This is a genomic window from Psychrobacter luti, assembly GCF_014192115.1.
GTDB lineage: Bacteria > Pseudomonadota > Gammaproteobacteria > Pseudomonadales > Moraxellaceae > Psychrobacter > Psychrobacter luti.
This window is the reverse complement of the sequence record NZ_JACHXL010000004.1, coordinates 13,278-26,495: the sequence shown is the minus strand read 5'-3', so window position 1 is coordinate 26,495 and position 13,218 is coordinate 13,278. Positions and strand designations below refer to the sequence as shown.

Here is a 13,218-nt window from a genome sequence, read left to right as displayed (position 1 = left end):
AGCTACACTGTCACGATAAAAGGTTTGGCTAGAAAGCTCATAGGCAGTGTGATTTGGCCTGTTTGTAATAGTATGAATTGAGTTTTTTACCATGCCCACCCACTTGTATAGGCAGTAACGGTAGCTATGTTTAACTTTATGAAGAAAAATAAACCGACCACAAAAACTGAAACTCCGCAGCAGCAGGCAGAACGTGACAGTGCCGTTGACAAGGTTCTGCTCGGCTATGAAGTAGGTACGATTAGCATTGCCACCATGGTAATGGGGCTCGAGCGTAATGGTGAAGAACTTACTTTAGACTTGCGCCTGCCAGAAGATAGTAGCCCTGAGACCATTCAGCAAGAACTGGGTCAGTTGCTGCACCCGCATGGCATCAAAACCATTCATATGAATGTTCGGTTGTCGGCACCAGCTAAGGGTGCAGGATCAACCTTACCAAAGCAAATGCCAAAGACCACGGATGCCATGGCAAATCAATCTAAGCCTACTACAGCACAGTCCAATACCGATAGCGAACCACCGATTTCTAAAGCTGCGCCAACGCAAGCATCACTGGCAGCGCATCCGCGTATTCGTCATATCATTGTCGTGGCATCAGGTAAAGGCGGTGTTGGTAAATCAACGACGACAGTCAATATAGCCTTGGCATTACAAAAATTGGGCAACCGTGTTGGCGTCCTCGATGCTGACATTTATGGTCCTAGTATGCCAACGATGCTTGGCGTCGCTGATGTCAAGCCGCAACTGGAAAACGAGCAGTTTGTGCCTGTCGATGCGCATGGTATGGCGATGCTATCGATTGGTAGTTTGCTTGATGGTGATAATACCCCTGTTGCTTGGCGCGGGCCAAAGGCCACTGGTGCGTTGATGCAGCTGTATAACCAAACCAACTGGCCACAACTAGATTACTTAGTCATTGATATGCCACCAGGTACGGGCGATATCCAATTGACGCTCGCACAGCGTATTCCTGTCACAGGTGCGGTCATTGTTACGACGCCGCAGCATATTGCCTTACTTGATGCGCAAAAAGGTATTGAGATGTTTAATAAAACCAATATTCCGGTGCTTGGTGTGGTTGAGAATATGGCGCTGCATACCTGTAGCAACTGTCATCATACCGAAGCTATCTTTGGTACGGGTGGGGGCGAGTTTATCGCTGAGCAATATCAGGTACCGCTGTTAGGGCAATTGCCACTTGCTAGCGGTATCCGTGCACAAGTAGATAAAGGTGAGCCGAGCGTGTTGGTTGATGATGAGTTTGCGCCGTATTATCTGAGCATTGCTAAGAATATCGAAGCCAATATTAATAAATTTGCCAAGCCAGTCAATGATAAGCGTATTTTTTAATGGCTTTTAGCGATAGCAAAATAGCCTAAGTATATAAAACTGAATGGCTTTGACTTTTAAAAGGGAATATTGTGAGCTTATCGATTTATCAACGTTATTTAGACAATGTTCCCAAGCAGTATAAGTTTTTAAAATTATTCCGCCCGCCGATATACGTGATTGAGCTCTCAAACAATCAAGTGCTTGCCGTTTGCCACTACAAAGATGGCAGCAGCAAACGCCATCAGGTTAATGCGGATTTTAGCAATCGTCGACTGGTGATTGCTGATTTTTTGCCAGCTGTACATGCCATAGATGATTTATTGCTTAGGTTTCCCAAGCATGTATTTGCGTTGAATGGCTTTGCAGTAGTGAATGTGACAGAAGAGCTTACAGACGGTTTGACCAGTATAGAAGTTAAGGTTATTAGAGAAGCCGTTTGGGTAGCTTCAAGACAGGCAAAAAGAAAAATCATAAGTATCACAGTTAGCTACCAAGGACAGGTAGCCTCACAATAAATTTTGGCTAGGATGCCTCAATCATGAATCAAAATCGCAACGAACAAATTCAGCAGTATTCACCTGCGGGTGAAAGACCAGTTAGCCTTGACCAGCTTATTCAAAACGGTCAGCCTGTTTTTGGTGTTTTTGCGCAAGTAAAAAACATTAACTACTTGGACTACCATAGCTATCTTATCTCGCAAAAGGCGCTGCCAAACTGGCGCAAAGATTTAAAAGCCAATCAATTCTGCTTTATTCAAATTATTCAGCCGCCTTATCGAGTTTGTCTAGCACTAGCAACGATTAAGCTAGCAACCAGTGCGTTTGTTTATCTTTATAATAATGAAACGGATGAGTTAGAAGTCTGCGAAGCCTTGCAGCCTTTGACTCGCCAAACGCGTTTAACAGGCGATTGCTATCAAGGGCAAATGGCATTTACCCACTCCAAACTAACCGTTACTTTAGATTTTACGCCTTCGCAGATTAACGTTGTTTTAGATAGTCAAAACCTTGCGCTCAATGCAACCTTAGCAAGGCAGTCACAGCCATTAGCTATCTGTACACCAACGGGCAGGCGAGGCTGGACATTCACCCAAAAAGAACCATTAACCGCTGTATCTGGGCATTTACGCATTAAAGAAAATTCAAAATTTAACGCTGATGCTGCTCGTATTCCTAATTCTCCCGATGCTAAAGCTAAGCAAATAGACTTTAATGATACCACTATTGCCAATCTAGATTGGACGCTCGGCTACATGCGTCATAAGACCAATTGGTTTTGGACCTGTATTAATAGCTATTTGCCAGATGGTCGACATTTTACCTTGAACTTATCAATGGGCGTGAATGAAACGGGAGCCAGTGAAAACGCTTGTTGGCTTGATGGACAAATAGTTTATTTACCGCCCGTGATGTTTGTACGCAAAGATTTGAATATACCCGCGCAAAATACTTGGCGTGTCTATCATCAAAATTTAGGCTGGAGCAATATCGATATTGATTTAACTTTTACGCCGATTACTGTCTATAAAAAGACCGATAATTTTGGCGTGCTTGCCAGTATCTTTGAGCAGTGGATTGGATTGTATAGCGGGGAGATACATTTGGGAGATGAGGTGATTAAGATTGATAAGGTAATGGGATTGGCAGAAGACCATTTTGCTAAATGGTAGTGTAGTGAGCGTAGTTTAGGTAGCAGCAGCAAGACACGTACTAGATATTGAATAGCATGCTTTATTTTTAAGTCGTTGCTGCTCTATAAATTCAGCCGCCAATTCCGTATAATCGTCGCTATCCAAATACGGTATCATAACCACTATTAAATATTTGCTTTTGCTAAGGAAGAACAATGTCTATCAAATCTGACCGCTGGATTCGTAAAATGGCCGAAGAACATGGCATGATTGAACCATATGAGCCAGGTCAAGTGCGCTTTAATGATGCAGGCGAGCGTTTGGTCAGTTATGGCACCTCAAGCTATGGTTATGATGTGCGCTGTGCCCCTGAGTTTAAAGTCTTTACCAACGTGCATTCGGTAGTTGTTGATCCTAAAAACTTCGATGAGAAAAGCTTTATCGATATCGTTGGGGACGAATGTATTATTCCACCAAACTCGTTTGCATTGGCGCGTACCATGGAGTATTTTCGTATTCCACGTGATGTATTGACGATTTGTCTTGGTAAATCAACCTATGCACGCTGCGGTATCATTGTTAACGTGACACCACTTGAGCCTGAGTGGGAAGGGCATGTTACTTTAGAATTTAGTAATACCACCAATTTGCCAGCGCGTATTTATGCAGGCGAAGGCGTGGCACAAATGCTATTTTTCCAAAGTGATGCTGATGACGTCTGCGAAACCAGTTATAAAGACCGTGGCGGTAAATACCAAGGTCAACGCGGTGTGACACTGCCAAGAACTTAAGCGTCTAGAATTTAAGCGCCTAGAACTTAAGTGTTTTTAAGGTTGTCATCCTTTTAGACTCACAATAAAAAAGCCAGTCATATTAAATATGCTGGCTTTTTTATTGTTCTATATTTTGGCTATTTCAAAATCGATGATTCTTTAAAATCAGTTACTTTAAAACTTTTAAACCGGCTTTATTATCACGTTTGGGCTTAGGTGCTGCAACGTTGGTTTTAGAGCTGCTACTTGCAACAGCGTCCTCTTCAGGTTCATAATTGTCATATTCATTAGGGTCAAAAAACATCCCTTGTGAATTTTCTTTAGCATAGATGCCCATTACCGCCGTTAGTGGTACCCAAATCTCTTGGGATACCCCGCTAAAGCGTGCACTAAAGTTAATGTAGTCATTTCCCATACTCATGTTACCGGTTGCACGACTGGCGATATTAAGCACGATACGCCCATCTTGTACATGTTCTCTTGGAATTTGTACGTTATCGGCAGTGGCGTCCACCATCAGGTACGGTGTGAGCGCATTGTCTTCTATCCATTGATATATCGCGCGTACCATATAAGGACGGGTTGGGGTAATAGAGGTGGTTTCTTCGCTCATCTTTGGCTTCCTATGCTGAGGATATGAAATAATAATTAAAAAAGGATTGACGGTAGAGTGTTCATTATAAAAAAGTCATTCATGCTTAATTATTGGTTATTTTAAGGTAGCACTTTGCTATTGTCTAATTAGCGCACACTTTTTTGAAAACTTTCACGCTCGAAGACCCGTTTTTGATAATCAAATAGGGGACGACTGATAGCCCGCGGTAGCTCAATGCCCATTTCTTCCAATCGCCATAGTAAAGGCGCTAATAGCACATCGCACCAACCAAATTCATCTGCCATAAAGTAAGGCTTATGCGCAAATAGTGGTGATATAGTGATTAGTGAATCGCTCAGCTGTTTTTTTGCCATGGCAGCTTGGGCTTTATTAAAACTGTCTGGATGCATAAGTAGACGCTTACCGAGTACCAGCCAATCGCGTTGAATACGCCATGCTAATTGGCGGAATTGTGCCCGCTCTTGCGGCGTTTCAGGCAATAGCTTATTGGCATGGTAACGCTCTTCAAGATACTCAAAGATCACGTTAATCTCATATAGTGTAATTTCCCGCTGCTGCAAGACAGGCAGGGTGTGATAGGGGTTGAGCTCTGTCAAATCTTCAGGACGCTCAGAGTGCAAACGTGATAAATAATAGGCAAGCTTTTTTTCTTCAAGTAATAGACGCACCACATGACTGTCGTAGCCGTCATCAGCGTATAAAATCAGCTGACTACTTGGAATGTCATTCGCATCAATCATGAAAGCCTAATATATTAGTAAAGCCTGTTATCGTAAACAATGTGGCTCTGTTTATCAAGGTAGTGTACGTAAACATTAGGGGTGAGCCTTTTTCCAAATGACATTTTAGTGTTTTATAATCTGTCAAAATAATAAAAAAGGCACTACCGAAGTAATGCTTTTTATATAATACATGGTTTAACTTCTTAAAACACTAGGCGATAAAAACAACCCTTAAACCCTTTGTTTTATTGATGTATAGCGATTTTAGATATATGATGTACTACAACGTACAATATTATCTTACAACATAAAGCGTTATAAATGGCTACCAAGGTGGCTACCAAATTAAGGGGTAAGAAAATGGTTAGAAAGGAGATTAGCACCGACACCCAGATCAAGCGAGCTATTAGGGAAGTCGTGCAAGCTGACAAAGCAGTTAGTTATCCGATAGCAGGTTATAAAGGCTTAGAAGTGCGTATAAGACCGCATAAAGAAGGTGCAGACGCTACTAGCGATTTTAGACACCGTTATACTCACCCCATTACAGGCAAACGCCCATACATGACCCTAGGACAATACCCAGCATTAAGCCTTGCTGATGCCCGTCAATATCATAATGACAATATGCAGCTACTAGCTAAAGGTACTGATCCGATAGAGCATAGAGAAGGTAAAAAGCAAAAAGAACTTACCGAACGCCAAAACACCTTAAACCACTTCATCAACGAATGGCGCGATATTCAAGCCAGCAAAAACCTAAAAAAACGTACTATCAAAAATCTTGAAGAGCTAGTAAGACCGATTGAAAAACAGTTAGGGCATATGAAGGTAACCGACATAACACCCAGTCTAGTTATCAAATTTATTAACAGCATTCAAAAAACCAATACTTATAAAGGATTGAGGGTAAGAACATTACTCAAGAGTATCTTGCAGATTGCTAAAGCTCATATGGTAATTGAGTACAACCCAGCAAGCGACCTACAAGGAACGCTTAAAAGACATACGTCTAAGCACCGCCCAGCATTGAGTAATGATGTAACTGCCTTCGCCAAACTGCTAAACGAAATTGAGCAGCTAGACGATGCAAGCCAGCTATATAACAAGCGTATCTTACAGCTATTATCTTTAACATTTACTCGAGTAGGCGATCTATGCGCTATGCGATGGACTGATATTCATTGGCTCAAAAAGCAATGGCAGTTTAAGCCACAAAAATCAGGTAATAGGGGCGATATGGTAACAAGTCTAGTAATACCACTAGCACCGCAAGCCCTCGCTATACTAAAGCAAATGCAAAGCCTAACAGGTGATAGCGATTATGTATTTCATAACGCTAGGCGCAAAAAAGAGCCTTACCATCATCCGCAAGCGATCAACAAAGTATTAAATAGTGATTTAATGAATAACGGACAAGGCTATAAGGATATACATAGCCCCCATGGCTTTAGAAGTACAGCAAAAACTATGCTTATGGAGCGGCTAGGTTATGATGAACTGATAACTGAGCTTGCACTAGGTCACCGCATGCTTAACGCTTATGGCACTGCATACAATCGAATGACAGGATTAGAGCAGCGAGCAAAAATGATGAATGACTGGGCAAACTACCTAGATGACATAAAAGCTGGCAAGTTTGATAATGTTATTCATGCAGACTTTAAACAACAAGCACAAAAGCAGAGCTAAGACGCTACTGCAATGATCATGCAAGGCTAGGACTAATTACCCGAACGCCAGACATTTCATGCCTTAGGCTGGCATGCCTTGCACCTTTTTTAACTAAGGTATGAATAACAAGCAAGGCATGGCTATGGCAATTTTACCTAAAGACTATTTATCTATTAATGATGTAGCTGATTACTTTAACCACTTAGGTTATGAATACGACTTATCTATTAGCAGGGATAGATATAGGCTCAACAAGGATATTTACGACCTTATAATGCAGAATAAAATATCCGCAGTTTTTTATTTTTTTGATGGTTCTAATTTTAACGCTGCTTACTACTACGTCAAACATGATGACGCTTATAAGCTTTTAATTCAAAATGATGCTTATATAGACGTAATATTTTATGACAGAGTTTATCGCTATGATAATGGTATGAAGCCAGATTTAAGTAAAGACGGTAAATATATTATCAATAAAAGTCATTACATAAACTTTGAAGATATTTATATTGCTAAAGTTGAGTTGGATAAATTACTTAAGATAGATACAACGCAAGATGCTGAAAAGTCACAGCAGCTCATAGATCAACTTGAAAACGAACTTGCACAAGTCAAAGCGCAGTTAGATGACCAGCAACAAGCCCCACAGCGAACCAGAGCGCAAACAGATGAAACCAACACCGATAAAAAGTTAATCGCAATGCTGGCAATTCTACTGGCTAAACAGTCTAATACTTTTCGTATAGGTGACCGCCCTAATGCTACCCAAATAAATGAACAGGTACTTAACTTAACTATGCAAATAGTTGATGAACTAGGCATGAATGAAAATGACACGCTAGGACTTAAAGCCAACACTGATAAAATCAGCAAGGCAGTACAAGCCTATGCTGATATGTTCAAGCTATCAAAAGATTAAAAGCCTCTCGTTTTAATTTTAATTAATTCAAATTAATTTCTTACAACACCCCACGCCCCACAATAAGCCTTAACAACTTTCATCAACTGAATAGGAGTTAAGGCATATGCCTAACACTACCCACGCAACACCTACCAATAAGCTAAACCTAGCTTATCTATTGGCGAACCCAAAAGAGCTTTATCAAGTCAAGCAAATAGCCGATATATTCCACAAGCACCCCGAAACTATTAGACGATGGATTAAAACCGATAAGATCACACCACCATTATCTATCAATGGCGTTTACTACTTTAAAGGTAGCGATATTGTGGAGTATCTAAACGCTACTAATGAAGGGCTTAACCATGGATAAGCTAAAACGTAGTCAAAACCAAATAATCAAAGATCATCTTTTGACAGGTGAACCAATCACACGCTGGCAAGCTATCGAACTTTATAGAATAGCCACGTTACCCACTCGCATTAATCAGTTAGAAAATACAGGCTTAACCATACATCGCAAACGAATAGATAAAGACGGCAAGCATTGGCATGTCTATTGGCTTGATAAAACCACTTTATCCAAAATAAATAATGAGGCAACCAAATGAACGATAATACTCTCCGACTCCTAGAAAATACTCAAAGCGAGCTGACAGTTGCATCAAGCAACCTTAAAGTTTTGTTAAGAGCGTTAAGAGCTATAGAAACTGCCGACCCGAAATCCCAAGCTATTAAAATCGCTCTCGATATTGCTCTAACTAGTAATGTTGAAATAATTTCTGAATGTGCTTACAAAGTGACCATCTCGGTAGAAGAAGATGAAGTGGGAGATGATTATTATGAGTAAATACAATGATACTAAAGTCAGCTTGCTTAAATAGGGGGTAAAGAGTGATTACAGACAAAATAAAGCCCCAAGCTGATGACAAGGGGCTTAACACTTTACTAGGCTCAACAAAGCAAACTAGCACTGACATTATAGCAAATGATGAGATAACAAACAGCCTAATGGCACTAGGACAAGGCGATAAGCTAAGACAGTTTGATGATAATTTTACTATCCATAATGGTGATAGGAGAAGCAATATTATCAACACTGCTGGCAAGGTAGCTATGATACTCAGTGACCATTTACACCAGCCAGCAAACTTAGCTATCTATACGCCTAATAGTGATGAACCTATAGAGGTAACAGACCCAAGCCAGCCCAGTGCTTTTGTTATTGGTAGTCTTAGTTTAGATAGTGACTGGTATGCAGTGAATAACCTAGCTGATGGTACAGTCCTATATAGAGAGCTGGTAAGCCAAGGTCTAAACATTACTATCTTAGTAAGTATTAACCCTTACCACTTTAATAACATGGTTAAGCATTTTGCTGAGGTTAAGCAAGTTATCGTTATGACCACTATAGAGCGAAAAGATGAGATCACAAAGCCACTGCTAGGGGTAAACGTCAAAGCGATAATAACGACTTTTGACTTGATGCTATCGTTTGATAATCACCAGACGCTAGATGATGTTTTGAGCGAGCCTGAAACGATCATAAAAGACTTGTTAGCTGAGGCATGGGGGCAGCTAGGCGATATTGCAGACCAAGCCAGCAAAGCGACCCTTTACCCATTAGAGGCATGGGGCAACGAAGGGCAAGTGCTAAGAGAGGCTTTAACGGCTATTATCTATCATGCACAAGTACCGCCAGCAATGGCAGGGCAATGCATGTTAGGGGCTTTAAGTACTATTATTCAGCAATACATTAACGCCCCTTATGCTTTAGGTGATAAGTTTATGCCAGCCTCGCTATTTTTACTCACTGAGGCAGAAAGCGGAGGCGGTAAAAGTAGAACGGTAGATTTTACTCATAAAGAGCTATTCACTTATCAAAATGAAAAAAGGAAAGAGTACAGGTTATTGCTAGATGAGTGGCTTGCACAAAAAGCCAGCATGCCAAAAAAAGACTTAGAGCTATGGTTACTTGAAAACCCCAAGCCTAAGCAATCTATACTTTTAGTGAAGTCTGGCACTATTCAAGGTTTTTTGGACAATATGCTGATCGGTAACACCACCGATATAGCATGGTCAACGGCTGAGGCAGCGTTATTCCTAAGCGGTCATAGCTTAACCAGTGACACCGCTAAAAGTAACATTAGCCAAATATGTGACATATGGAGCAGTGGCTCGTTTGATAGGCTGCTATCCCCTCGCTATGACACCATAGAGCAAAACAGCATGAATGGGGTTAGGTTCATTTTAGACTTACAAGGGCAGCCACCAGTCATCGCACCAGCGTTAAATGATGAGGCTATGAATGGTCAAGGCTTACTACCTCGTTTTTTGTTCGCCTTTCCTGACAATATGAACGGTCAAATAGTTTATAACACTGATGAGAGGTTAGACGCTAAACCAGAGCAAGACCCAAGATTGCAGGCTTACTGGCAACGATGCCGAACGCTGCTAGACCCTATAGCTGATAGTGTAAATAGAGATAACGAGGGCAATATTATCCGCTTTAATATGCCCTTTAAGGATAGGCAGGCAAGGCAAGCACTAGCCAACTATCAAACTGAGAAAGAAAGCCAGTTATGTAAAGGCGGTAAGTTAGAGAAATACGCCAGTTATGCCAGACGCTTGCACGAGAACACCAGCCGTATCGCCTCAATACTCGCTTACTTTAATGGCAGACGCTTTATATCAGCTGATGACATACATAGAGCCTCACTATTGACTGACTACTCTATAAGCGAGCGTATGCGATACACTGACAAGCCCCAAGCTGGTGATAATGACGCTCAAAAGCTAATCAGCTGGCTGGTGAACTACTGTAATAGGCAATCCGTTAAAGAGCTAGCTTATTCAACAGCACAAAGCAAAGTTACCCCTAAGCACTTACGGCAAAAGTATAATTTTGAATTGATAGCTGAGGTATTAGAAAGCGAGGGTTATATTAAGGTAATAACCAATGGCAGGGCTAGAACAATACAAGTAAGACCTGAGTTATTAGAGGCTAGATAAGGGAAAGCGAGGAAAACAGGAAAACGACAGCTAGAACGCTTACCATGCATACACTAGCCAGCTTTCCTAAATATTAACCTACTAGGCAAGTGGGGAAAGTGAACGGCTATAGATCTGCTAACTTTCCTTACTTGCCTTTTTGCATTTATAAGGGAAAACACTGTAAGCCATATATACCAAGGCTTTAATAACTTACTTTCTTACTTTCCTACTTTCCCCATTTTCCTACTTAGAGCATTATTTATATTCTGTACTAAGCATTGCAATATCAGGGCGTTATTGAAAAATAGCGTCATTTTTCATACAAAGCTATCTCTCTTAAAATCTTATAAATCATGATAGTCGTCATAGCTAAATTTTGTTACTCACACCTAAAACTTCCATACTATTGTTTTATAAGCTACATCAATGTAATATATTGCGCTTTTGTAACCATGTTGTGTCCTATGAATAGTTCATAAAGTCATGCACTTCGCTATATCATTAACTTCTAATTGTGCTGTGAATATTCATTCTAAAAATATTAAGGTCTTTTATGAACTATCGCTCAGATATACAAGTAATAAGAGGACTAGCGGTAATACTTGTAGTCTTATTTCATCTAGGCTTTAACTCAATAAAAAGTGGGTTTTTAGGTGTAGATATTTTTTTTGTTATCAGCGGGTTTTTAATGGCCGTTCTATATGACAAGAATGATATACCTAAATTTTATTTGAGAAGGGCCAAGCGTCTACTACCAGCTTATTACGCCACCATCTTTGTTACTCTTATATTTGCTTACCTATTTACTACTCCAAATGAAACAGCACAAGTAAACACCCAAGCTAAGTATGCTGTCGCCTTTGCTTCTAACCTAGGTTTTTGGGCTCAAAACTCTTATTTCAGTACTACTGACTTTAATCCTCTTCTGCACTTATGGTCTTTAGGTGTAGAGATGCAGTTCTATCTGATCGTACCTTTACTTTATTGGGTATTTAGTAAGAATAAGTTTATGTTCTTACTCATACTGGTTGGAAGCTTAATCTCATGTTTTGTGGTGGTTGGTGTATCACCTAAGACATCATTTTTCATGCTTCCTTTTAGGCTATGGGAGTTTTTAATAGGGTATGGAGCTGCTTATTATTTTACAAATCAGGGTAATGTGAAACTTACTAATTATAGGTGGCTAGGTCTAATTGGGCTGATTGTGGTATGTATAATTCCATTATTTTCTGTAAATGGAGAAGCACTTAGCGCAATCGACGGACATCCTGGACTATTCGCCTTACTTGTTACCCTTGCTACCGCATCGGTTTTAGTATTTGGAATACCTTCTTTTATTGAAAAGTCAGTTATCTCTAGGGTTTTAGAGCGTATTGGGAAGTATTCATATTCTATTTATTTAGCTCACTTTCCTATTATAGTGATCTACTTATCGAAACCATTTTCTGGAACAAATTTAACCATTCCCACTCTTATGGATGGTGTAATTATAGTAGTTCTAATGGTTTTAACTTCAGCAGCACTATATTATTTTTTCGAACATAAGAAGCTTAAAATTAGTGTTACTAAACTCATTGTAGGTTCCTCAGTAAGTTTGGTTTTACTAGCTATGATATTACCAATCATTCAGAATAAGTTCTATTCACAAGAAGAGCTGCTTATCTTTGGCGCTTTTTCAGACAGAAGTACCTATCGTTGTGGAAAGCTAATAAGAGTTTTAGAGCCGCGGGCTATATCTTGTGACTTAACTCCTGAAACCGACAACCCTGAGCAAAAAGTGATGCTTGTTGGTAATAGTCATAGTGACTCCATCAAAACAAGTTTTGTTAAGGTGTCGGAAGCACACCAATCTAAATTATTTTTTATGGTTTCTAATACACCATTAATGAAAGGTGATATTGGTGCTAAGGGAGTGGTTGATGAAGCTATAAGCAAAGGAATTGATAAGTTAGTACTTCACTTCAGTCCATCTGCAATAAGTAATGAAACTATTGACGAGGTGATTTTACATTCTAAACAGGCTGGAATTAAACTATACTTTATTGAACCTGTACCTGTATGGCAGGAGCATATACCAATCTCTATGTACAATGCCATAAATGGGGGAAATAACCCAACTGAAAAACAGACTAAATTGGACTATCTAAAAAAGAACTCTTCTCAAATTAATTTTGTTAGAAATGCCGAACAGAACAGTATTACTTCATTACCTGTAGTAGATTATTTCTGCAAACCAAATTGCTTATATGCTTCCAGTGAAGGCAAGCCTTTCTATTTCGATTCAGGTCACTTAACCATTACTGGTAGTGAGCAGCTTAAAGAAATATTTGATACAATATTATTAGATTAAGAATGTTAATACTATAATGATGGTTGTTTATAATCAAAGAATAGGGCGCTATTAAAAAATAGCGTCTTTTTTATTGTCTATCATTTAGTTTCGTCAGTTTTGGAAGTGCAGTATTAAAGTTTATAGCAAAAATCAAAGATTTATGCATGTGTTAATTAGCTAGAATTATAGATAAAAATTAATCCATGATACAATTATGGTTATAAACTGCTTAATGATTTAGATA

General features: G+C 39.7%; 13 protein-coding genes. 11 read left to right on the top strand and 2 right to left on the bottom strand.

Annotated features, from left to right (window positions below):
- Window positions 1-126 precede the first annotated feature (126 nt).
- The 4 genes from apbC to dcd all read left to right on the top strand — a co-directional run bounded on the left by apbC (window position 127) and on the right by dcd (window position 3,753).
- Window positions 127-1,350, top strand: a complete 1,224-nt coding sequence (gene apbC, locus FHS24_RS09205) for an iron-sulfur cluster carrier protein ApbC (RefSeq protein ID WP_183620866.1) — start codon at window positions 127-129, stop codon at window positions 1,348-1,350.
- 71 nt (window positions 1,351-1,421) lie between these two features.
- Window positions 1,422-1,847 (top strand): hypothetical protein, encoded by a 426-nt coding sequence (locus FHS24_RS09200; protein ID WP_183620865.1) that lies wholly within the window; start codon window positions 1,422-1,424, stop codon window positions 1,845-1,847.
- Between the two features lie 23 nt (window positions 1,848-1,870).
- Entirely contained in the window at window positions 1,871-3,001 is a 1,131-nt protein-coding gene (locus FHS24_RS09195) for a DUF2804 domain-containing protein (RefSeq protein ID WP_183620864.1), read from the top strand.
- A 176-nt stretch (window positions 3,002-3,177) separates the two neighbouring features.
- On the top strand, window positions 3,178-3,753 hold the full coding sequence (gene dcd / locus FHS24_RS09190) for a dCTP deaminase (RefSeq protein ID WP_149489812.1): 576 nt from the start codon (window positions 3,178-3,180) through the stop codon (window positions 3,751-3,753).
- A gap of 151 nt (window positions 3,754-3,904) precedes the next feature.
- Here dcd and FHS24_RS09185 read toward each other — a convergent pair whose 3' ends face one another.
- Both FHS24_RS09185 and FHS24_RS09180 read right to left on the bottom strand, forming a co-directional pair.
- The gene (locus tag FHS24_RS09185) at window positions 3,905-4,348 is read right to left on the bottom strand and encodes a ClpXP protease specificity-enhancing factor (RefSeq protein WP_183620863.1); all 444 of its coding nucleotides are present in this window, start codon (window positions 4,346-4,348) and stop codon (window positions 3,905-3,907) included.
- A 128-nt stretch (window positions 4,349-4,476) separates the two neighbouring features.
- Window positions 4,477-5,091, bottom strand: coding sequence for a glutathione S-transferase N-terminal domain-containing protein (locus FHS24_RS09180; protein ID WP_183620862.1), 615 nt, complete (start codon window positions 5,089-5,091; stop codon window positions 4,477-4,479).
- A 303-nt stretch (window positions 5,092-5,394) separates the two neighbouring features.
- Here FHS24_RS09180 and FHS24_RS09175 point away from each other — a divergent pair, with 303 nt between their 5' ends.
- The 7 genes from FHS24_RS09175 (at window position 5,395) to FHS24_RS09145 (ending at window position 12,992) form a co-directional block, all read left to right on the top strand.
- Window positions 5,395-6,762, top strand: a complete 1,368-nt coding sequence (locus FHS24_RS09175) for a tyrosine-type recombinase/integrase (RefSeq protein ID WP_183620861.1) — start codon at window positions 5,395-5,397, stop codon at window positions 6,760-6,762.
- A 124-nt stretch (window positions 6,763-6,886) separates the two neighbouring features.
- A complete protein-coding gene (locus tag FHS24_RS09170; protein ID WP_183620860.1) occupies window positions 6,887-7,666 on the top strand; it encodes a hypothetical protein in 780 nt (259 codons plus the stop codon).
- Between the two features lie 106 nt (window positions 7,667-7,772).
- Complete coding sequence (locus tag FHS24_RS09165) at window positions 7,773-8,021, top strand: helix-turn-helix domain-containing protein (protein ID WP_183620859.1); 249 nt, start codon at window positions 7,773-7,775, stop codon at window positions 8,019-8,021.
- On the top strand, window positions 8,014-8,259 hold the full coding sequence (locus FHS24_RS09160) for a helix-turn-helix domain-containing protein (protein ID WP_183620858.1): 246 nt from the start codon (window positions 8,014-8,016) through the stop codon (window positions 8,257-8,259). Before FHS24_RS09165 ends, FHS24_RS09160 begins: the two co-directional genes overlap by 8 nt.
- Window positions 8,256-8,498 carry a hypothetical protein gene (locus FHS24_RS09155; RefSeq protein ID WP_183620857.1) on the top strand — a complete coding sequence of 81 codons (243 nt, stop codon included), beginning with the start codon at window positions 8,256-8,258 and terminating at the stop codon, window positions 8,496-8,498. The genes FHS24_RS09160 and FHS24_RS09155 overlap by 4 nt, the downstream gene beginning before the upstream one ends.
- Window positions 8,499-8,659: 161 nt before the next feature.
- Entirely contained in the window at window positions 8,660-10,660 is a 2,001-nt protein-coding gene (locus FHS24_RS09150; RefSeq protein ID WP_183620856.1) for a DUF3987 domain-containing protein, read from the top strand.
- Between the two features lie 535 nt (window positions 10,661-11,195).
- Window positions 11,196-12,992, top strand: coding sequence for an acyltransferase family protein (locus FHS24_RS09145; RefSeq protein WP_183620855.1), 1,797 nt, complete (start codon window positions 11,196-11,198; stop codon window positions 12,990-12,992).
- Window positions 12,993-13,218 lie beyond the last annotated feature (226 nt).